General features: G+C 41.9%; 16 protein-coding genes. 15 read left to right on the top strand and 1 reads right to left on the bottom strand.

Features of this window, described 5'->3' with window-relative positions; all coding sequences use genetic code 11:
• Position 1 precedes the first annotated feature (1 nt).
• The 6 genes from gldA to B5Y40_RS25120 all read left to right on the top strand — a co-directional run bounded on the left by gldA (position 2) and on the right by B5Y40_RS25120 (position 6072).
• Entirely contained in the window at positions 2–940 is a 939-nt protein-coding gene (gldA, locus tag B5Y40_RS25145) for a gliding motility-associated ABC transporter ATP-binding subunit GldA (protein ID WP_079689623.1), read from the top strand.
• 25 nt (positions 941–965) lie between these two features.
• Positions 966–1694, top strand: coding sequence for a gliding motility-associated ABC transporter permease subunit GldF (gene gldF, locus B5Y40_RS25140; RefSeq protein WP_079689622.1), 729 nt, complete (start codon positions 966–968; stop codon positions 1692–1694).
• Positions 1688–3373: a gliding motility-associated ABC transporter substrate-binding protein GldG gene (gldG, locus tag B5Y40_RS25135; RefSeq protein ID WP_079689621.1), complete on the top strand. Its 1686-nt coding sequence runs from the start codon at positions 1688–1690 to the stop codon at positions 3371–3373. The genes gldF and gldG overlap by 7 nt, the downstream gene beginning before the upstream one ends.
• A 1-nt stretch (position 3374) precedes the next feature.
• Entirely contained in the window at positions 3375–4301 is a 927-nt protein-coding gene (locus tag B5Y40_RS25130; protein WP_079689620.1) for a DUF4340 domain-containing protein, read from the top strand.
• Between the two features lie 102 nt (positions 4302–4403).
• Positions 4404–5528, top strand: a complete 1125-nt coding sequence (dnaN, locus tag B5Y40_RS25125; RefSeq protein WP_079689619.1) for a DNA polymerase III subunit beta — start codon at positions 4404–4406, stop codon at positions 5526–5528.
• Positions 5529–5583: 55 nt separating this feature from the next.
• On the top strand, positions 5584–6072 hold the full coding sequence (locus B5Y40_RS25120; RefSeq protein WP_079689618.1) for a hypothetical protein: 489 nt from the start codon (positions 5584–5586) through the stop codon (positions 6070–6072).
• Between the two features lie 9 nt (positions 6073–6081).
• Here B5Y40_RS25120 and B5Y40_RS25115 read toward each other — a convergent pair whose 3' ends face one another.
• The gene (locus tag B5Y40_RS25115; protein ID WP_079689617.1) at positions 6082–6588 is read right to left on the bottom strand and encodes a metallophosphoesterase family protein; all 507 of its coding nucleotides are present in this window, start codon (positions 6586–6588) and stop codon (positions 6082–6084) included.
• Positions 6589–6740: 152 nt separating this feature from the next.
• Between B5Y40_RS25115 and B5Y40_RS25110 the strand changes: the two genes are divergently transcribed.
• The 9 genes from B5Y40_RS25110 (at position 6741) to B5Y40_RS25070 (ending at position 20631) form a co-directional block, all read left to right on the top strand.
• Positions 6741–8708 carry a DUF3857 domain-containing protein gene (locus B5Y40_RS25110; RefSeq protein WP_079689616.1) on the top strand — a complete coding sequence of 656 codons (1968 nt, stop codon included), beginning with the start codon at positions 6741–6743 and terminating at the stop codon, positions 8706–8708.
• A gap of 322 nt (positions 8709–9030) precedes the next feature.
• Complete coding sequence (locus B5Y40_RS25105) at positions 9031–10281, top strand: c-type cytochrome (protein WP_079690007.1); 1251 nt, start codon at positions 9031–9033, stop codon at positions 10279–10281.
• Between the two features lie 52 nt (positions 10282–10333).
• Positions 10334–13426, top strand: coding sequence for a TAT-variant-translocated molybdopterin oxidoreductase (locus B5Y40_RS25100; RefSeq protein ID WP_079689615.1), 3093 nt, complete (start codon positions 10334–10336; stop codon positions 13424–13426).
• A 98-nt stretch (positions 13427–13524) separates the two neighbouring features.
• Entirely contained in the window at positions 13525–14931 is a 1407-nt protein-coding gene (gene nrfD / locus B5Y40_RS25095; RefSeq protein WP_079689614.1) for an NrfD/PsrC family molybdoenzyme membrane anchor subunit, read from the top strand.
• Positions 14932–14946: 15 nt separating this feature from the next.
• Positions 14947–15477: a DUF3341 domain-containing protein gene (locus tag B5Y40_RS25090; RefSeq protein WP_079689613.1), complete on the top strand. Its 531-nt coding sequence runs from the start codon at positions 14947–14949 to the stop codon at positions 15475–15477.
• Positions 15470–16147 (top strand): c-type cytochrome, encoded by a 678-nt coding sequence (locus B5Y40_RS25085; protein ID WP_317043573.1) that lies wholly within the window; start codon positions 15470–15472, stop codon positions 16145–16147. Before B5Y40_RS25090 ends, B5Y40_RS25085 begins: the two co-directional genes overlap by 8 nt.
• Before the next feature lie 91 nt (positions 16148–16238).
• Positions 16239–17627, top strand: a complete 1389-nt coding sequence (locus tag B5Y40_RS25080; protein WP_079689611.1) for a quinol:cytochrome C oxidoreductase — start codon at positions 16239–16241, stop codon at positions 17625–17627.
• A 15-nt stretch (positions 17628–17642) separates the two neighbouring features.
• A complete protein-coding gene (locus B5Y40_RS25075; RefSeq protein WP_079689610.1) occupies positions 17643–18710 on the top strand; it encodes a cytochrome c oxidase subunit II in 1068 nt (355 codons plus the stop codon).
• A 28-nt stretch (positions 18711–18738) separates the two neighbouring features.
• Complete coding sequence (locus B5Y40_RS25070; RefSeq protein ID WP_079689609.1) at positions 18739–20631, top strand: cytochrome c oxidase subunit I; 1893 nt, start codon at positions 18739–18741, stop codon at positions 20629–20631.
• Positions 20632–20681 lie beyond the last annotated feature (50 nt).

The raw sequence follows: 20681 nt of genomic DNA, 5'->3' as shown, positions 1-20681 counted from the left end.
AATGTCGCTTCAAATTCGGAATCTTACTAAAATATATGGGCAGCAGCGCGCTGTCAATAACATTTCGTTTGAAGTGGCGCAAGGTGAGATTGTAGGTTTCCTCGGACCGAATGGAGCGGGCAAATCTACAACCATGAAAATCGCCACGTGTTTCCTTCCGCCAACGGATGGACATGTGCTTGTAGGCGGCTTCGATGTTGTTGAAGAGCCTATGCAGGCGAAACGAATAACAGGTTATCTGCCGGAGCATAATCCGCTATACCTGGATATGTATGTTCACGAGTACTTAAGTTTTATTGGTAAACTATATGGACTGTCGGGTACAACCCTGAGGCACCAGGTGAGCGAGATGGTGGAGCGTTGTGGACTAACCCGTGAGCAGAATAAAAAAATAGAAGCGTTATCGAAGGGGTATAGGCAACGCGTTGGATTAGCACAGGCGTTGATTCATAATCCCAAAGTATTGATTCTGGATGAACCAACTTCAGGACTTGATCCAAACCAGTTGGTGGAGATTCGGAAACTCATTAAAGAAATCAGCCTCGATAAAACCGTAATTTTTTCAACTCACATCATGCAGGAAGTACAAGCGTTGTGCGATCGTGTAGTGGTGATCAACCGCGGTGAAATTGTAGCGGACGATACGGTGGAACATCTTCTGCAAAAGCAAGGCGACCATGTTGTAGTGATAGCAGAATTTGAGAGGGGCGTTACAGCCGAACAACTTCAAAGCCTGGCCGGCATTTTAAACGTGCAATCGCTCGATACATTCAAATTCAAAGTAGTGGCTGAACGCGGAATGGATATACGACCGGTGTTGTTCCGTTTTGCAGCTGACAATAATTTATCACTTATCGGATTAAAGCAGGAGGAAAGCTCGCTCGAAAATATTTTTCATTCGCTTACAGCCAGGCCTTCCGTGGAGCATAACGAAAATTAAATTTACTTTGCTGCGTTTTTAAATCATGCTCCAGGTACTCTCAAAAGAATTCAGTAGTTTTTTAAACTCCCTCATTGCTTATGTAGTGATTGGAGTTTTTCTGATGGGCATTGGTTTGCTCATGTGGGTGTTTCCGGAAACCTCCGTACTTGATTACGGGTATGCCGACATGGACACGCTTTTTTCACTTGGACCTTATGTATTTATATTCCTGATTCCTGCCATCACGATGCGCAGTTTTGCAGAAGAGAAAAAAGCCGGGACGATGGAATTATTAATGACGAAACCGCTAAGTGATTGGGATGTTATTCTTGGTAAATTCTTCGCCAGTTTTTGCCTGGTGCTCGTGGCCTTGATCCCTACGCTGCTATATTACTTCTCGATCTATAGATTAGGAAATCCCGCAGGGAACATTGATACCGCTGGTATCATTGGCTCGTATATAGGTCTATGCTTACTGGGTGGAGTTTTTTGTTCGGTGGGAATTTTTGCTTCTTCGATTACCCCTAACCAGATCGTTGCATTTATAGTCGCGGCATTTCTGTGTTTTATATTGTTCTCCGGATTTGAGTCGCTGGCAACGCTAAACGTATGGTCGGCCAACGCCTTGCTGATAAAACAACTTGGTATACTATATCATTACGAATCCCTGAGTAAAGGCCTGATCGATAGTCGTGATGTACTATACTTTCTGAGCGTAATCTTTCTGTTATTGTCGGGTACAAAATTAATTTTGGGAAGCAGACAATGGTAAACTGGAAGAGCAAGGAACTCGGAGACTATCTATGGTTTGCCAACGGCATCGTGTTGGTGGTACTTCTTAATTTGGTTGCATCATATTATTTCTTCCGCGTTGACTTAACAGAAGAGCAGCGCTATAGTATCAAGCCTCAAACGCGCGAAATCCTCAACTCGCTGGAAGATGAGGTATATATCGAAGTTTTCCTGGAAGGAGAGTTGAATGCAGGCTTTCGCAGATTTCAGAAATCAATCAAAGAAACACTGGAGGAGTTCAGGATATATTCCGGCAATAAAGTAAACTATATATTCACGAATCCGGCCACGGCCAATGGCCAGAAAGCGCAAGCAGAGTATATGAATGATCTCGCCAGCCGAGGCATTCAGCCCACGAACGTCATCGACACAAAGGATGGGCAGCGTGTTGAAAAAATTATTTTTCCTGGAGCGATTGTTTCCGTTGGGGGAATGGAATCCGGATTGATGTTGCTGAAAGGAAGCACTGCAAAAACATCCGATGAAAGAATTAATCAGTCGATTGAAAATATAGAGTTCGAACTCATCAACACGATCTATACTTTGGCAAACACTAACCGCAAGCGAATCGGATTGGTTACCGGTCACGGTGAGTTAGAAGGTGCAGCCATCGCGAGTTTCAATAAAGATATACGCGAAGTATATGATGTATATAAAGTTGATTTAGCATCCAGTACAGACCTGAAGAAAAATGATGCACTGATCATTGCAAAGCCACGTATGGCATTTTCACCTACAGACAAATTCAAGCTCGATCAATATATCATGCAAGGTGGCAGAGTCATGTTTCTGTTAGATAGAATGGATGCAAGTATGGATAGTGCTGCTGTCGATAATTATTTTGCTGTTCCTTACGATCTCAATTTAGACGACCAGCTTTTTAAATACGGTGTTCGCATCAATCCGGATTTAATACAAGATCAAAGTGCAGCACCTTATCCGATTGTTACCGGTGAAACAGGAGGGAAGCCGCAGATGCAGTTGATCGACTGGCCTTTCTTTCCACTGATCAATCATTACGCGGAACATCCGATCACACGAAACCTCGATGCTGTTATTGTAAAATTTGCCAGCAGTATAGATACCGTGAAAGCACCCGGTATAAAAAAGATTCCGTTGCTACTCACATCAAACTATACGCGCACCATTACGGCTCCTGTAAATGTGAGCGTAAACGAATTGCGTAAAAATGTAAAGGCTGAAGATTTTTCGAAAAGTGCTATACCAGTCGGGTATTTACTGGAAGGCAGTTTCTCTTCGTTATTCAAAAACAGATTCCTGCCGGAGGGTGTTGATCAGGCAACCGTAATTGGAGAGAGTAAGCATACAAAACTTATTGTGGTTGCAGATGGTGATATCATCCGGAATGAAGTGAACCCACGAAGCAGGTTACCACAGCCATTGGGTTTCTATCCGTTTACAAACTATACATTTGCCAATCGAGAATTGCTCATGAATGCGTTGGCCTATCTTACGGAAGATAATGGATTGATTCAGGCACGCAGCAAGCAGATCAAGATCCGTCCGTTAGATCGTGAGAAGGTAAAGGAAGAAAGACTAAAGTGGCAGGTGATAAACCTGGGAGTTCCGATTCTGTTGCTAATTGTTTTCGGAGTGATCCGTGCGTATTGGAGAAAAAATAAATTTGCCAGATTCTGATATGCAGGAGAAAAAAAATAAACGGTTACTTCTTTCTCTCATCGTGTTGCTGTTGGCGACAGCAGTAGTCTTTTGGTTTGGCAAAAAAGATAACACGTATGATATAGATGAAAACATTTTCAGACAAGCAGATTTAAAAGCTGTGAATGAAGTTGTTCTTGAATCACCTTCCGGAAAGATTGACTTGAAATATATGGGCTCTGCCTGGAAAGTGAATGGTACTTACAACGCAGATCGTAATATGATCGAAGTATTGTTTGCTACCCTCCGTGAAGCCCGACCAAAAAGACCAGTGGTTGCATCACAACGTGATTCCATCGGTAAGGCGATGGCGCAACATGGTGTAAAGGTCTCGTTAATATCAGGAGGAAATATAGTGGAGGAATTTTTTGCTGCAGGAAATGATCAGAAGACGCAGGCTTATTTTAAAGGGACTTCAGACGATGTTCCTTATATAATGACAATTCCGGGATACAGGGTATATGTTTCCGGAATATTTGAATTGCCTGCAAGTGGCTGGCGCGATAAGTATGTATTCGGTTTTAACTGGCGTAACTTCAAAAATCTGGAAGCACATTTTCCGAATCACGATGCCGATAATTTTCTCGTAGAGATGGATGAAAGCTTCTTCGGAATTAAAGGTGTTGAAACGGATACTGCCAAGATCAACAATTACCTTGATGCTGTGTCGCTGCTCACCGTAGATGAATACATCGAAGCGACACCCAGGCTTGATAGCGTGACAAAAGCAACCGCACCCTTGCTCACGTTAACCATTACGGATATTGCAGACAAAAAATATTCACTTAAAATATTTCCGCCCGATCGAACCGGACAATTTTTAGGGTTGGTGGAGAACGATTGGGCCTTACTTCACGAGAACAAAATCAGAACAATTCTTCATCCGAAAAGATATTTTATCAAATGATTTTCTGAGTTGTTGTTTTTTTGCATTTTTCAGGTCGTTTTATAATCCGGTTTTCTTTATAACTTTACCCCGCTTTACACAACCACAAACACTTTTTCACGAATGAAGTTCATCGTTAACTCTGCCTACCTCCTGAAGCAACTTTCTAACATTAATGGTGTAATTACCACAAATCCGGTAGTTCCTATCCTGGAGAATTTCTTGTTTGAACTGGAAAAAGGAAGTTTAACGGTAACTGCTTCTGATCTTCAGACCTCCATGATCACGGAGATCCAGGTTGAATCAAAAGAAAAAGGAAGCATCGCGGTACCGGCTCGTATCCTGTTGGATACACTTAAGAACCTGCCCGAGCAACCGGTTACATTTTCAATTGACGACTCTACTTATAGCGTAGAGATCATTTCTGACAACGGTCGTTATAAGCTCTCCGGTGAGAACGCTACGGATTTTCCGAAAGTGCCTACCGTATCCAATGACTTTTCTGCCGAGATCTCTACCGAGGTTTTATCTCGCGCGGTTAACAATACAATTTTCGCTACCAGCAATGATGAGCTTCGCCCTGCCATGACAGGTGTGTATGTAAATCTTGGCGATAAGAACACAACATTTGTTGCAACAGACGGTCACCGCCTGGTGCGCTATAGAAGAACAGATGTTAAATCGGATAATGGAAATTCGATCATCATCCCGCGTAAAGCATTGAACTTGTTGAAGGCAACGTTGCCATCTGAAAATACAGATGTGAGCCTGAACTTCAATATGTCGAACGCATTCTTCAAATTTGGTAACATCAAAATGATCTGTCGTTTGATCGATGAGCGTTTCCCTGATTACGATAACGTAATTCCTTCCGGAAATAATATCAAGATGACAATCGAGCGTAATGATCTGCTTGGTGCATTGAAACGTATTTCCATCTACGCAAATAAAACTACTCACCAGGTACGTTTGAAGATCACGGGCAGCGAATTGCAGATCTCTGCAGAGGATCTGGATTTCTCTAACGAAGCGAATGAAAGACTTAGCTGTGAGCACGAAGGTGAAGACATCGAGATTGGTTTTAACGCCAAGTTCCTCATTGAAATGCTGACGAATTTAGACTCCGATAAGATCAGATTAACAATGTCTGCTCCTAATAAAGCTGGTGTAATTTTACCAGTAGAGAAAGACGAAAGCGAAGATATACTGATGCTGGTGATGCCAGTAATGTTGAACCAGTACGTTTAGATTAACGACTGGTCAACCTTTAAATCCTAACCTAACCTTATTCCTGTTTTGTTGTATGAGAACAACACTCGTTGTAATTCTATTACTGATGATGGGCGTATCTGCCCAGGCTCAGTTCAATCAATCATTTGCTTCCTCCGATAAGAAAAGCGAAACACAGATTAGCCCTATAATTATTAATCCCGCTGGCTTGGGAGAGTATAAACCTTTTTCTCCTCCTGGATTGCGTATGCGTAATGCCGGTCGCACACTTACCATTTTAGGTGGTGCTATGTTGATTGGAGGAATCGCAGTTTTCGCCAGTGCAGAAGAATCCTACTATAGCACAGGATATAATTCCAATACCGGAAATTATGAAGAAGGCGATCCGAAAGCAGCACTTGGTGTAGTGATGATTGCTGGTGGTCTTGGTATGACAATTCCGGGTGTTATCCTTTGGAGTAAAGGAGCAAAAAAATACAAGCGCTACCTGGAGCAGCATGAAGGAGAAACAGTTTCATTCAACCTGAATGGAAATGGAGCTTCACTTTGTTACCGGTTTTAACAAAACTTCTTATACAAGTGCTCCGCGTTTTCCTAATTCAATCACTTCCATATTCTTAATTTCCTTTTTCACGATTTCAAATCGGACGATGGTTTTCATAACATGAAACCCGTGATTGCCGGCAGCACCTGGATTCATGTATAGCATTCCATGCAAAGCAGGGTCACGTTTGATTCGTAAAATGTGAGAGTGCCCGCAGATAAATATATCCGGAGTCTGCACGCGAAGAATTTTTTTTACTCTTGGATTATAATTAGGAGGCGCACCACCGATGTGCGTCATCCAGATCGTAAGTCCTTCGCAGGTGAAATGCAGATCTTCAGGATATAAAGCCTGCAGGTTTTTATCATCTATATTTCCATATACCGCCCGAAAAGGTTTAAACTTTTCAAGCTCATCGGCTACGATTTTTTCTCCTATATCTCCGGCATGCCATACTTCATCACAATCTTTAAAATACTCAAACACCTTTTTATCAAGGTAACTATGCGTGTCGGAAAGAAGACCTATTTTCATTTTTCAAAAATGGTGACAAAAATTAATAAACATAAAAACCGCTGTTATAAAATAGTATCGATACAATTCTACTTATAGAAACCGTGGTATAGGCAAACGTATTGAAGCACGTGCTATATTCATTAACTTGCAGGGAAACCTGCGCTACCTGTATGAAGTTTTCTTTACTCGCCCTTCTTTTTATATCCCCGTTATTTTCGTTCGCACAAGATCATGGATTTCCATATGGTCAGACTACCTACCGGGATCTCGATATCAAAGTGTATGAAAAAGACACTGCTGCTGTAGCCGTGATTTTGAACGAGTTTGGTGAAGCTTACATTGACAACAGCAACGACAATAATTTACTGTTTGAATATCACGCCAAGATCAAGATTCTGAAAAAGAACGGACTTGACCAAGCTGATTTCCAGATACCATTGTATAAAAATGAATCACGTGTTGAACGCGTTCGGTCAGTAAAGGCATCCAGCTACAACTATGAGAATGGAACCATGCGAGAAACGAAGCTGGAGAGTAAAAATCAATTTACTGAAAATGCGAGCAAGTATTTAGATATAGTAAAGTTCGCTATTCCTAATGTTCGCGTTGGAAGCGTGATCGAGGTACACTATATCGTCGAATCTCCTTTCATTTTTAATTTTCATAACTGGGAATTTCAAAGTGATATTCCCAAGGTGATGAGTGAGTATTGGGCCACGGTACCGGCAAACTATAAATTTAATATTACGCTGAAGGGATATCAACAGTTAAGCAAAAACGAAAGTGAACTCATCCGCGATTGCTATACTCCCGGAGGAGGATACCGTGCAGATTGCGCCAGGTTTAAATGGGCTATGAAAGATATACCGGCATTTAAAGAGGAGGAGTATATGACCGCAAAATCGAACTTCCTCTCCATGATCAATTTTGAACTCTCGGAAATACAATACTTTGATGGCCGCAAGAATAAGATTACCAAAGAGTGGAAGGATGTTGAAGAAGAACTTCGTCGGGATGAAAAATTCGGATTGCAAATAAAGCGTGGTAAAGATATCGTTGACGAACATGTAGAGTTGCTTTTAACAGGAGAGAGCGATCCGCTTGAAAAAGCAAAGAAGATATATGAGTTTATAAAATTATGGTATCGTTGGGATGACGTTTATGGTAAGTATAGCGAGTTCGGAATAAAAAAAGCGTTTGATAAGAGAGCAGGCAATGTTGGCGATATCAATCTTACTCTGATTGCTGCGCTGAAATATGCAGGCTTGAATGTAGAACCATTGATGTTATCGACTCGTGAAAACGGATTGGCAACGGAGATTCATCCGGTGCTAAGCGACTTCAACTACGTGGTTGCCAAGCTAAACATAAACGATAAGGTATATCTGCTGGATGCCACCGATGATTTTCTTCCGTTTGGATTACTACCACAGCGATGCCTGAATGGCAAGGGGAGGGTGCTGGGAGAGAAGGAATCTTATTGGTATGAACTGAAGCCTTCTGAGAAATCAAAGCGCATTACGTTGGTAAATCTCAAGCTGGAGTCAGATGGAATTTTTAAGGGTACACTTCAAACCACCTACAATGGTTATGCTGCACTGACCAAACGAAAAGAACTTCATAATGCCGGGAGTGATAAGGAGTTTGTACATGAGCTTGGTAAAAAGATGAATAATCTGGAGATCAAAGATTTTAAAATTGAAAATACTGATGTACTAAATAAGCCTCTTGTTGTGAAATTGGATATTGAAATGGCTGGTTATGAAAATATGAATGCCGCCAATTTCCTTTTCAACCCTTTCATCATTGGCCGCTGGGAGCAGAATCCATTCAAATCAGAGGAGCGACTCTATCCGGTTGACTTCGGAGTACCGCTGGATGAAACACTCATCCTCAACCTGGAATATCCAACGACAATCGAGCCCGTTGACCTTCCTCAAAAAATTGGTCTGGCATTACCGAATGCCGGAGGCCGCTACTTGTTTGATATTCAAAACATGCCAAATCGATTAACCATTAATAACTCATTGCAGATTTCGAAAACGATTTTTGCCTCTGAAGAATATCATTTTTTGAAAGAGCTCTTTAACCGGGTTATAGCAGTACAACAAGCCGACTTGGTCTTTAAGAAAAAGTGATGTTACATCCCTTTTATGGTGGAACTTCTTAATGATTTTCTAATGCAGCAGACTTAAACACACTTGTCAAGACTATAGTTGGTCCAATCTATACCTCAAAGTTTTTAAGAATCATTCTAAATTACATTTTATTATATATTTTCTACGTCAACTTGGCTTTCCGTTTATACCTTCGCGCGCAGTGATGGAATTGTATTAAAAACCTCATTTGAGGTAAGATTTTCGTCATTATTTATTGCGCAACGAATCAAATAAATTTGAAAAAATGAGTTCCGATAGTAGATTTGTGCCGCTTGTTTTGAAAACGGACACTGAACCTAACATGATAAAACATTTCACTTCTACCGCTTGCAAGTTCTTTACTCTCGTCCTCGTTTTCGCATTAATTAGTTTTAACAATTACGCTCAGGAAATTTCTAAAGATCCTGCTGCTATAAACGCAGGTCAGGCGTTATTTAATGCGAACTGTAAAGCTTGTCACAGAGTACAACAGAAATTGGTTGGTCCAGCATTGGCCGGTGTATATGATCGCACACCATCCATTGACTGGATCAAGTCTTTTGTAAAGAACTCATCAGCTGTCATTGCCAGCGGAGAGCCATACGCTGTAAAACTTTACAACGAGTATAACAAAACTCAAATGACTGCCTTCTCCTCTTTCAAGGACGAAGACATCATGAACATCCTTGCCTATATAAAGGCAGAAGCAGATAAGCCAGCACCAGACGCTGCAGCTCAAACTACACCAGACGGAGGTGGACAGCCCGCAGCAAACACAGGTCTTCCTTCAACATACCTCAATGTTATACTGGTTGGTATGATCATCATACTGATACTGCTGCTGATCGTATTGGGATTCCTGGTATCAGCATTGAAGAGATTCATCGATCAGAAAACTTTAACCGAAGAAGATAAAGAAGTTGTTCATCCAACAGTAACAACTGGTTCAATCTTCAAAAGCAGAGGCTTTGTATTTATAGTTGTATTCCTTACTGCAGCACTTGGTTTCAAAGCTGTGATCAACGGTCTATACTCTGTAGGTGTTCAACAAGGATATGCTCCGAAACAACCAATTGCTTTCTCTCACAAGATCCACGCTGGTCAATATGAAATTGACTGTAAGTATTGCCACGTTGGTGTGATGAAGAATAAGAGTGCTACAATCCCTTCTGTTAATATCTGTATGAACTGCCACAACCAGATCAAAACAGGTACAATCACAGGAGATGCCGAGATCGGTAAAATTGTTAAGGCATACGAAACGAATAAGCCAATTGAATGGGTACGTATTCACAACCTTCCTGACTTGGCATATTTCAACCACGCTCAACACGTAAATGTAGCAGGCGTTGAATGTCAGACTTGCCACGGTCCAATTGAAACTATGGATGTTGTTCGTCAACACTCCCTGTTAACCATGGGATGGTGTATAGATTGCCATCGTAAGACCGATGTTAATACAAAAGGCAATGCTTATTACGATAACCTGGTAGAGATTCACAATCAGTCCAAGAAAACACCAATGAAAGTAGAAGACATCGGTGGACTTGAATGTTCTAAGTGTCACTACTAAGATTTAAGAAGAATAACGATTAACTGAATAACGGATAACGATTCACTTTAAAATGGAAGAATCTAAAAAGGTATACTGGAAAGGCATCGAGCAGCTGGCAAACAATCCAGAGTTTGTGAAGAATGCTCATCATGAATTTGCTCAGCCTGGTCCGGAAGAAGACCTGGGACATTCGCGCAGGGATTTTTTGAAGATGATGGGTTTTGGTGTATCAGCAGTTGCATTGGCTGCCTGTGAAGCACCTATCCGAAAAGCAATTCCTTATGTTAACAAGCCGGTAGATATTGATCCAAGCTTGCCAAACTATTACGCCTCTTCATATATAAATGGAGGTGATTATTGCAGTATCGTAGTGAAGACCCGTGAAGGTCGTCCCATCAAAATAGAAGGTAACGCACTTTCAGCAGTTACAAAAGGTGGAACAAGTGCTCAGGTTGAAGCTTCTGTTCTTTCACTTTATGACAACGCTCGTCTTCGCGGTCCAAAAATCGGAAAAGATAAAATCAGCTGGGAAGATCTTGATAGACAAGTAATCTCAAAACTGAATGAGATATCTGGAAAAGGCGGACAAATCAGAATCGTTAGCAATACTATATTAAGTCCAAGCACAAAAGCTGCTATTGAGAAATTCAAAGCGACTTATGCGACAACACAAGTTGTTCAATACGATCAGACTTCTGCTTTTGGTATAGCGAAAGCAAATGAAGAGTCTTTCGGTACGGCCGTTATTCCTTCATATGATTTCAGTAAGGCGAAAGTGATTGTGAGTATTGCTGCAGACTTTATCGGTAGCTGGATTTCTCCAATCGAATTTACAAAGCAATACGCGCTGACTCGTGAGGTAAGTGAAGATAAGCGTGACATGTCACGTCACTATCAATTCGAATCAGTACTTTCTATAACAGGTGCTAACGCAGATCATAGAATTCAAATTAAACCTTCTGAAGAAGGTGCAGTGGCTGTAGTACTCTATAATTTATTAGCGGGTAAAGCAGGTAAGCCAGTTATCAGCGGAGGCGTTGAGAAACCTTATATAGCGAAAGCAGCAGAGGACCTTTGGGCTAACCGCGGCAACGCTTTAGTCGTAGCTGGTTCTAACGATAAATCAGTACAGGTTGTTATAAACGCCATCAACGATCTTTTAGGAAATTATGGTACAACAATAGATCTGAATACACCGGTTAACTATCGTCAAGGCGATGATGTTGCCATGACAAATTTTGTTGGTGAACTGGAAGGCGGTAAAATAGATGCAGTTATTTTTTATAACTGTAATCCGGTTTATGATTTCCCTACCGGAGATAAAATTGCAGCAGGATTGAAAGGCGTTGAACTTTCCATAGCAACAAGCTATAAGGAAGATGAGACTGGAACGCTTGCAAAGTATGTGGCACCTGATCATCATTTCCTTGAAGCATGGAATGATGCAGAACCAAAGAAAAACCATTTCAGCTTAGGTCAACCATCCATCACACCAATTTTCAAGTCGCGTGCAGCGCAAGAAAGTTTATTGGTATGGGCTAACGAACCTAAAGCCGATTACTTTGAATTTGTAAAAAATAACTGGAAGAGCTGGTTCTATAAAGATCAGACTTTCGACTTCCAAAGTTTCTGGGATAAGTGCTTATATGATGGTGTATATGAATTGCCAGCAACAGCCGCTGCAACTGCAGTAACTTTTGCAGGTAACGTAGGCGCTGCAGCAGATGCTATTGCAAGTAACTATAAAGCGGGCACTTGGGAATTGGTGATCTACGAAAGTGGTAACATCGGAAACGGCTCACAAGCCAACAACCCTTTGTTACAAGAGCTTCCTGATCCTATCACGAAAGCTACATGGGATCACTATGTAACCGTTGCACCGAAAGATGCTAAAGACATCGATTTTACTGAGAGTGTTACGAAGTATGCTACGATTACTTTCAATGGTAAGAGTGTAAAACTTCCGATGCTCGTTCAACCTGGTCAAACTCCTGGTACTATTGGTATCCCGGTAGGTTACGGAAGGACAAAAGCAGGTAAAGTAGCGGATGGCATCGGACAAAATATATACCCGTTCGTTAATCTCGTAAATGGTTCACTGAACTATACCGCGAACGTAACGTTCATTCCGACCTCTGAAACTTACCAGATTGCACAAACGCAAACGCACAATACCTATATGGGACGTGCGACTGTAGTGCAGGAAACATCATTGTCAGAATTCAAAGATAAGAACTGGGATCGCGAGTTTCATCCAAAGGTTGCTACCTGGACGGATCCTGAACATAAAGTTGCTCCTGGCGAACTTTCATTATGGAAAGGCCATGAGTATAACAACCACCACTGGGGAATGGCTATTGACCTGAACACATGTACAGGTTGTGCAGCATGTGTGGTGGCTTGTAACGTAGAGAACAACGTTGCTCTTGTTGGAAGAGAGGAAGTAATCAATCGCAGAGAAATGCATTGGTTGCGCATCGACCGCTACTATAGCAGTGATGCACCTGCGGATGATTGGAGAGGAGTGGAGGTTGCATCTGAAAACCCTGATGTAGTATTTCAGCCAATGCTTTGCCAGCATTGCAATAACGCACCTTGCGAAACAGTTTGTCCGGTTGCTGCGACAACCCATAGCACAGAAGGTCTTAACCAAATGACGTATAACCGTTGTATCGGTACACGTTATTGCGCTAACAACTGTCCATATAAAGTAAGACGTTTCAACTGGTTTAAATATCACGATAACAGTCAATTCGAAGCTGCTAACCCAGCGATGAATACCGACTTAGGTAAGATGGTATTGAACCCGGATGTAACTGTACGTTCACGGGGTGTAATGGAGAAATGTTCATTCTGCGTACAACGTATACAAGCTGGTAAACTTACTGCGAAGAAGGAGAGAAGACCTTTGAAAGATGGTGAAGTTGTAACCGCTTGTTCTGCAGCCTGCTCAACGGGAGCGATTGTGTTCGGGGATATCAATAATCCTGAAAGCAAAATCTCCAAGCTTTTGAAAATCAGACCGCTTGACGAAAAGAAACCACACAGTATTGATAAGGTTACTGATAACCCACGTGCCTACCAGGTATTGGAGGAAATCGGAGTGAAACCAAATATCTGGTACCTTACGAAAGTAAGAAACAAGGATACAGCAAAAGCGTAGGCCATTTATCGCTCATGTATAGTGAGCAATATATGTGCAAGACAACACACTCACACGCACGATAACTATAACGAATAACGGATAACTTTTTTAAATAAATGCAAGTTACGTCATCAGTTCGCGATCCCTTGGTAACCGGAGGTAAAACGGTAAAAGATGTTTCGCACGATATCAGCCGGCACGTGGAGAATAAGCCGCCAAAATCATGGTGGTTAGCGCTGGCTATTTCGCTGGTACTTTTTGTCTACGGGTTCTACTGTGTGTGCACAGTACTTTGGAACGGTATAGGAGTATGGGGGTTAAATAAAACAGTAGGTTGGGCGTGGGATATCACCAACTTCGTTTGGTGGGTTGGTATCGGTCACGCGGGTACACTGATCTCCGCGATCTTGTTGCTGTTCCGTCAGAAATGGAGAATGTCCATTAACCGTGCAGCAGAAGCGATGACGATCTTCGCTGTAATATGTGCTGCGACTTTCCCGCTCATTCACATGGGACGTCTTTGGTTGGGATTTTATTGGGCGCTTCCACTTCCCAACGCGTTTGGCTCCCTTTGGGCCAACTTTAACTCGCCACTGTTGTGGGATGTGTTCGCGATCTCAACATACTTTACGGTATCATTAGTATTCTGGTATATAGGTCTTATCCCTGACTTTGCAACAATCCGCGACCGTGCTGTTGTACAAGGTAATAAGATCAGAGCTGAAGTATATAATGCTTTGAGCTTCGGCTGGCAAGGTGGTGCTAAAACCTGGATGCGTTATGAAGCAGTTGCTTTGATCCTTGCAGGTCTTTCAACGCCACTCGTATTGTCGGTTCACACAATCGTATCAATGGACTTTGCTACATCCGTTATTCCGGGTTGGCATACAACGATCTTCCCTCCATACTTTGTGGCTGGTGCGATCTTCTCTGGCTTCGCGATGGTATTGACGTTGTTGCTGATTACTCGCGCAGTATTTAAACTGGATGACTACATCACAATCTATCACATAGAATTGATGAACATCATCATCATCGTAACAGGTTCAATTGTAGGAGTTGCATATATTACTGAGTTGTTCATATCCTGGTATTCAGGCGTTGAATATGAAGGCTATGCATTCTATAACCGTGTTCAAGGTCCTTATGCTTGGGCATACTGGTCAATGATGACGTGTAACGTAATCTCTCCTCAGTTATTCTGGATCAAGAAAATCAGAACGAGCATCGTTGCAACCTTTGTACTGTCTATCATCGTGAACATCGGTATGTGGTTTGAGCGTTTCGTGATCATTGTAACGTCACTGCACCGCGATTATATACCATCAAGTTGGACAATGTTCCACCCGACTATGTATGACATTGGTGAATACGTATTCACTTTCGGTTTATTCTTCACCGCATTCCTTTTGTTCGCGAAGTTTTTCCCGGTGATCAACATGGCCGAAGTGAAGAGCATTGTGAGATCGGATTCTGAAAAAGTGTCTCACGGTGCGCATGTAGACGAAGAGGTTCACGCTTAATAAAGACTTGAAGAAATGAACGCAGATAAAAACTTTGTAGTAGGCGTATTTGACAATGAGGAGGTGCTACTCGATGGCATCGGTAAAGTGCGCACAAATGGTCTGAAAATTCATGATGTATTTTCTCCATTCCCTGTTCACGGTATAGATGATGCATTGGGATTGAAAAAATCACGTCTTCCGAAAGCCGCTTTTTTATTCGGACTTACAGGAACCAGTCTTGCATTAACTATGCAGATATGGATGCTGGGATATGACTGGCCAATGATTATCGGTGGTAAGAACTATGCTTCGTTGCCTCCTTTCATTCCGGTAACATTCGAGTTGACAGTTCTGCTTTCAGCGTTAGGAATGGTTGCAACATTCATGATCATCAGTGACCTGAAGCCTTACAGATGGCCTCGCCAGTTTGATGTGAGAAGTACAGATGACAAGCACGTAATGGCCATCGATCTGGCATTGAATGGTGGTAAAAGTAAAGAAGAGATTTCACGCATCTTAAAGGATGCAGGAGCTTCTGAAGTAAACGAAAAGAATTTTGAATAATCATAGAAAATTGACCATGCGTTTTGTAACAAGCTTGTTCGTAGGACTTTCAGCCGCTGTGCTGTTAACATCATGCGGTGCTGGTGGTGAAGATCAGGGTACAGAATATGCACCTAACATGTATCACTCCGTTGCCTATGAACCCTATACTCAAATCGTAGATGAAGATGCAGGACGTTGGGTGACTTCTATTGAATACCCTGATGGACACGCTGAATACTTCAACTCCAATAAATTCAATCCAAGCCGTATGAATATGCGCGAGCCTGCAGCGAATACTGTAAGCCGTAATAAAAACGGATGGCTCCCATATCGTTTGGGTAAGGACAGTCTTGCATTTGCAGCTTCACACATGAAGAACCCATTGGATTCTACTGCTGAGATTATTGCTTCCGGCAAGGCCCTATATGAAATGTACTGCGATCATTGCCACGGTCCGAAAGGTGCTGGTGATGGTAAAGTTGCTGCCGGTGTAAAAATCGATGGTGTACAAAAAGGTAATTATAACGGTGTTCCGGATTATAAATCCGGTGCTTTAAAGGACATTTCAGAAGGTCATATTTTCCACGTGATCACACATGGTAAAGGTTTGATGTGGGCACATGGCTCACAGATCAGCCCTGAAGATCGCTGGAAGATCGCAAAGTATGTAAAAACACTGCAAAAATAATAGCCTCTGTTGTCAAGTAGTCTTGATCAAGCAAACGACTCGACAACACAGAAACTTTAACGAATAACGATTAACGAATAACGGAACTGAAATGGCTCATCACGTAGAAGTTGTTGAAGAACAATATGTATTTAGATCAGAGACCAGGAAGAAACTATTCATGCTCCTTGCGTTAGGAGTAGTGTTTTTCATCCTGGGCCTTGTGTTTGCTATGAATGACAGTGGTCATCATGAAGCAGCACATGGCGGAGGTCATGCATCAGTAGCAGAAGCTCAAAAATTAGTAGCATCTGCAGATCAGCATGGCGCTGCTTCGGAAGGTCACGGACATGTTGAGGCAGGAGGAGAGCATCATGAAAAACCGTTGTGGATCAGAAGACTGTTTACTACACTGTGGATGAACAATGTTTTCTTCACAGGCTTCGGTATCATCGGATTATTCTTTGTCGCCATTCAGTATGCAGCTCAAGCTGGTTGGTCTGTTGGTGTAAAACGTATTGCATTGGCGATGGGAACCTGGATTCCTTTAGCAGGTATATTAATGCTTATCACTTGGTTCGTTACGAATCACGATATATTTCATTGGACACACAGTTCTTTGTATGATAGTAAGGGTGCTGATTTCGATCCGATCATAAATAAAAAAGCTCCATTCTTTTTCTGGCCTTTAGCGGGTGGTACGTTTCCTTTGTTCTACATCGGACGTATGGTGCTTTTCTTTGGATTGTGGTATTACTTCTTCCTGCAGATCAGAAAGAACATGGTGGCAGAAGATCTCGAAGCTACCAATGCATACTGGTATAAGAATCGCGTAATGGCAACCGTATTCCTGATTTTCTTTGGCGTAAGTTCTTCAATAGCTGCCTGGGATTGGGTAATGAGCATAGATACGCATTGGTTCTCAACGATGTTTGGCTGGTATGTATTTGCAAGCTGGTGGGTAACTGGTTTGGCAACTATAACTTTAATCGCTGCACATTTGAAATCAGCCGGTTATTTGAAAATTGTAAATTCAAATCACCTTCATGACTTAGGTAAATTCTGCTTTGCATTCTCTATCTTCTGGACATATATATGGTTTGGTCAGTTCTTGTTGATCTACTATGCAAACATTCCTGAAGAAACTGTATACTTCATTGAGCGGATGAGAACGAGTCCATATAGCTGGATATTCTATCTCAATCTTATCTTAAACTTTGTACTTCCTTTCTTGTTATTGATGACAAGAGGTTCAAAACGTCAATTGTCTACACTCAAATTAGTTTGTCCAATCATTATCGTTGGTCACTGGTTTGATTTCTTTAACATGGTAACCCCTGGCGTTCTGAAACACGAAGGTGGAGTAGGATTACTGGAGATCGGTGTTGCTTTGATTTTTGCAGCCGTATTCCTTCTGGTAGTACTGAACAGCTTGTCTAAGATACCGCTGTTCGGAAAGAATGATCCAATGTTACAAGAGAGTCTTCATCACCACATTTAATATATAGAAAGCGCTATGATGAGTTTGATTATTTTTCTAGGTGTTGTTCTGGTCCTTGTGATCCTGTTCCTGATCTTCAGGCTCAGCACCCTGGTAGGTATTGCGAAAGGAAAAAAGGAAAGTTATGTGGGGGAGAACAATAGTGTTCACGGTGTACTCTTCATCGTTTTCACGGTGTTGGGATTAGCCGCTTTTTTCTGGTATTCCTATACATATTTTGATGTTTATACTTTGCCAATTGCGTCTGAGCATGGCAAGCGTACAGATTCACTCTTCTGGATTACAATGGCTGTTACTGTTGTCGCTTTTGTGATCATCAGTATTGTTATGTTCGTGTTCATCTATCAGTATCGTTATAAAGAAGGAAGAAAAGCTAAATTCTTTCCGGATAACCACTACCTGGAATTGACTTGGACTATCGTTCCTGCGATTGTATTGGCGGTATTGATTTTCACAGGTCTTCGTACCTGGAATGACATCACGGCACCAGCATCAAAAGAAGCAGAAGTGATTGAGGTTATAGCACAGCAATTTGCATGGACAGCACGTTATCCTGCTAAAGATAAAGAACTTGGAAAGGTTAACTATAAATTGATCGATGCAGTAAATGAATTCGGTCTTGATCTTTCAGATAAGAACTCATTTGATGATTTCAAATCTCTCGAACTTCACTTTCCTGTGGATGAAGAGATCCTTTTAAAGATCAGAGCTAAGGATGTTTTGCATAGTGTGTTTTTACCGCACTTCCGTGTAAAGATGGATGCTGTACCAGGTATGCCAACGCAATTCAAGTTCAAGGCTACAAAGACTACCGAAGAGATGAGAACGGAAACCGGTAATCCAAATTTCAATTATGAATTGGCTTGCACAGAGATCTGTGGTAAAGGTCACTTCTCTATGAGAATGCCGGTTGTGGTAGAGGACAGAGAGTCATACGATCGCTGGAAAGCTTCACAGGAAGCTTGGTTGAAACAGAATCCGGATTACTTGAAAAACGTACCGGCACAGTTGAAAGAAGCTGCGATGATTAAGGCAGGTTTGCAAAAAGATCCTGGCGCTGGCGTAGCAGCAGTGAAAGAATAAGAGTTTCGAATCAAAGAATTATCAAGACATGGCAACGACCGATATTCACATCCATCAAAATGTACACCAGCATGATGATCATGGCCACGAGCATGATGAGCATCACGAAGGTAACTTTTGGACAACCTATATTTTCAGCCAGGATCACAAGATCATTGCAAAACAATTCCTGATTACAGGTATATTCTGGGCTTTGTTGGGAGGAACACTTTCTGTGATCTTCCGTCTTCAGCTTGGTTTTCCTGACATGAACCTCGATTGGTTAAAACCAGTGTTGGGTGAATGGATCACAGCAGAAGGAAAACTTGATCCTGAATTTTACCTCGCGTTGGTTACGATGCACGGAACTATCATGGTGTTCTTCGTACTTACTGCAGGTTTAAGTGGTACATTCTCAAACTTCCTGATACCACTCCAAATAGGTGCCCGTGATATGGCATCTGGTTTCATGAATATGCTTTCATACTGGTTCTTTTTCTTATCCAGTGTGCTCATGTTCATTTCCTTGTTCCTTGAGACTGGCCCCGCAGCAGGTGGTTGGACTATATATCCTCCATTGAGTGCGTTGCCACAAGCCATTAAAGGATCTGGAATGGGGATGACTCTATGGTTGGTTGCTATGGCGTTCTTTATTGTTAGTTCACTGCTGGGGAGCATCAACTATATCACCACTGTAATCAACATGCGTACACGTGGTATGTCGTTTACAAGAATGCCACTTACGATCTGGGCGTTCTTCTTTACAGCGATTATCGGTATACTTTCATTCCCTGTATTATTCGCTGCAGCCTTATTGTTGATCTTCGATAGAAGTTTTGGTACAAGCTTTTACTTGTCAGATATATACATTGGTGGCGAAGCATTGGCACACGATGGTGGTAGCCCTGTTTTGTTCCAGCATTTGTTCTGGTTCCTCGGACACCCTGAAGTATATATCGTATTGTTACCTGCTTTAGGTCTATCATCTGAAATTATAGCTACAAACTCACGTAAACCGATCTTCGGTTACAAGGCAATGATTGGTTCGATGTTGTTCATCGCGATCCTGTCATTCATCGTGTGGGCACACCATATGTTCGTAACCGGTATGAACCCTTTCTTAGGTTCTATCTTCATGCTTCTCACATTGATCATTGCAGTACCTTCTGCTGTGAAGATATTTAACTATGTAACAACACTTTGGAAGGGTAACATTGTATTTACTCCTGCCATGTTGTTCTCGATCGGATTGGTATCATTCTTCCTGACAGGCGGTATCACAGGTATATTCCTTGGTAACTCTGCTATTGATATTCAATTGCACGATACATACTTCGTAGTAGCTCACTTCCACCTTGTAATGGGTAGCGCATCGTTCTTCGGTATGCTGGCAGGTATATACCACTGGTTCCCAAAAATGTTCGGACGTATGATGAACGAAACACTTGGACAAGTACACTTCTGGCTCACATTTGTAGGTGTATACCTGGTGTTCTTCCCAATGCATTATATAGGTATAGCAGGTTTCCCAAGAAGATATTATTCATGGACAAACTTTGAAACTTTCAGTGGCTTCACCGATTTGAACATGCTGGTGTCAATCGCTGCGATTGGAACATTGATAGCACAGTTTATCTTCTTGTTCAACTTCTTTTATAGCATCTGGCGCGGTCGTTTAGCTCCGCTGAACCCTTGGAACTCAACTACGCTTGAGTGGACAACACCACGCAATCCTGGTCATGGTAACTGGGTAGGAGAGATTCCTTCTGTGTACCGCTGGCCATATGACTATAGCAAGCCTGGTGCAAAAGAAGATTTTATTCCTCAGCACATTCCTTATTCTGAAACACCTGAATCTAACCTTCCACATGAGAACGAGCTGATTAAGCTCGAGACTTCTAATGGAGAAGGAGCGATCATTGTTGAAGGTAATAAACACTAATTAAAACTCAGTTCAAGGTTTCAGGTTTCAGGTTCAAGGTTGGGAATCAA

The organism is Ohtaekwangia koreensis, assembly GCF_900167975.1.
Taxonomy (GTDB): Bacteria; Bacteroidota; Bacteroidia; order Cytophagales; family Cyclobacteriaceae; genus Ohtaekwangia; species Ohtaekwangia koreensis.
The sequence above is the reverse complement of the archived record's forward strand: the minus strand, read 5'-3'. Positions and strand labels throughout refer to the sequence as shown.

Bases quoted from the DNA above. Each gene is read 5' to 3' on its own strand.
- gldA (WP_079689623.1), top strand. From the start codon at position 2: ATGTCGCTTCAAATTCGGAATCTTACTAAAATATATGGGCAGCAGCGC.
- gldF (WP_079689622.1), top strand. From the start codon at position 966: ATGCTCCAGGTACTCTCAAAAGAATTCAGTAGTTTTTTAAACTCCCTC.
- gldG (WP_079689621.1), top strand. From the start codon at position 1,688: ATGGTAAACTGGAAGAGCAAGGAACTCGGAGACTATCTATGGTTTGCC.
- B5Y40_RS25130 (WP_079689620.1), top strand. From the start codon at position 3,375: ATGCAGGAGAAAAAAAATAAACGGTTACTTCTTTCTCTCATCGTGTTG.
- dnaN (WP_079689619.1), top strand. From the start codon at position 4,404: ATGAAGTTCATCGTTAACTCTGCCTACCTCCTGAAGCAACTTTCTAAC.
- B5Y40_RS25120 (WP_079689618.1), top strand. From the start codon at position 5,584: ATGAGAACAACACTCGTTGTAATTCTATTACTGATGATGGGCGTATCT.
- B5Y40_RS25115 (WP_079689617.1), bottom strand. From the start codon at position 6,588: ATGAAAATAGGTCTTCTTTCCGACACGCATAGTTACCTTGATAAAAAG.
- B5Y40_RS25110 (WP_079689616.1), top strand. From the start codon at position 6,741: ATGAAGTTTTCTTTACTCGCCCTTCTTTTTATATCCCCGTTATTTTCG.
- B5Y40_RS25105 (WP_079690007.1), top strand. From the start codon at position 9,031: ATGATAAAACATTTCACTTCTACCGCTTGCAAGTTCTTTACTCTCGTC.
- B5Y40_RS25100 (WP_079689615.1), top strand. From the start codon at position 10,334: ATGGAAGAATCTAAAAAGGTATACTGGAAAGGCATCGAGCAGCTGGCA.
- nrfD (WP_079689614.1), top strand. From the start codon at position 13,525: ATGCAAGTTACGTCATCAGTTCGCGATCCCTTGGTAACCGGAGGTAAA.
- B5Y40_RS25090 (WP_079689613.1), top strand. From the start codon at position 14,947: ATGAACGCAGATAAAAACTTTGTAGTAGGCGTATTTGACAATGAGGAG.
- B5Y40_RS25080 (WP_079689611.1), top strand. From the start codon at position 16,239: ATGGCTCATCACGTAGAAGTTGTTGAAGAACAATATGTATTTAGATCA.
- B5Y40_RS25075 (WP_079689610.1), top strand. From the start codon at position 17,643: ATGATGAGTTTGATTATTTTTCTAGGTGTTGTTCTGGTCCTTGTGATC.
- B5Y40_RS25070 (WP_079689609.1), top strand. From the start codon at position 18,739: ATGGCAACGACCGATATTCACATCCATCAAAATGTACACCAGCATGAT.